The organism is Ancylobacter mangrovi, from assembly GCF_024752335.1.
Lineage (GTDB): Bacteria > Pseudomonadota > Alphaproteobacteria > Rhizobiales > Xanthobacteraceae > Ancylobacter > Ancylobacter mangrovi.
The window spans coordinates 1-849 of sequence record NZ_JANTHY010000004.1 but is presented as its reverse complement, the minus strand read 5'-3'; the positions used below and the strand labels follow the sequence as shown (position 1 = coordinate 849).

Annotated in this window: 1 protein-coding gene; it reads right to left on the bottom strand. The window is 55.4% G+C overall.

Features of this window, described 5'->3' with window-relative positions; genetic code table 11:
- On the bottom strand, positions 1–254 hold a 254-nt coding region (locus NVS83_RS13365), incomplete at its 3' end, for a POTRA domain-containing protein (RefSeq protein WP_258739780.1).
- Positions 255–849: the final 595 nt, after the last annotated feature.

Below are 849 nucleotides of genomic sequence, written 5' to 3'. Positions count from 1 at the left end.
AACAGCCCCGTCGCGTAGAGCGACTTCAGCGCCTCGTCGATCTTCGCCGGCGTCAGCGACTGCCCCGGATCGGTCGCGAAATAGGAGCGGATCGTGTCCGCATCCACACGCTGGTTGCCCTCGACGACAACGGACGCGGCCGCCCCTCCGGCCACGCCCCCGGTCGCCGACCACGACACAGCAACATTGCCGACGACAAAGAGAAGAACAATGGCCAGAAACGAAATCGTCTTACCAAACCAACTACCGTTCATGGCCACATACCGCGAAGATCTCATGTCACTCAACGCATAATTACCCACTCAACGCCGTCGTTACTTATCTATTTTTACTATTCCTTTTTTACTTAAAACCCACCAAATACATGCACGGCGTATACGGTAATTACTTATTTCCCTCGACGAGCAGGCCACTCTCGCCGATCACTGGCCAGCCCCACCACACTGACGAAACATAAGTACGACGACCGAGTGGTTATGTCTAGATTTCTATTGTTTCTTACTAAGTCTATATGTGTATATATGTTATTATTCTTTAACATGCGCGCCGCAAATTCGACAATATTCGGTTATCCGACAATTCTATACTTTGTAATGCGAAATATTTTTTATTGGTAACCCCAGATGATTCGCCAAGCGTCTGATTATTTTTCTTATTTGTTGCCGCATCGGCTTCGAATCGAACGGATACAACTGACATCGTGCCCCGACGCGTACTGGGACGCTGGGACGCTGGATCTCGCGAGAGCCGACCGAGCTGCGCCGGCCGCGAACCACGCGGCGTGGGGGGGGGGGGGGGGGGCCCGGCCGGGGGGGGGGGGGGGGGGGGGGGCGGCGGGGGGGGGGGGGG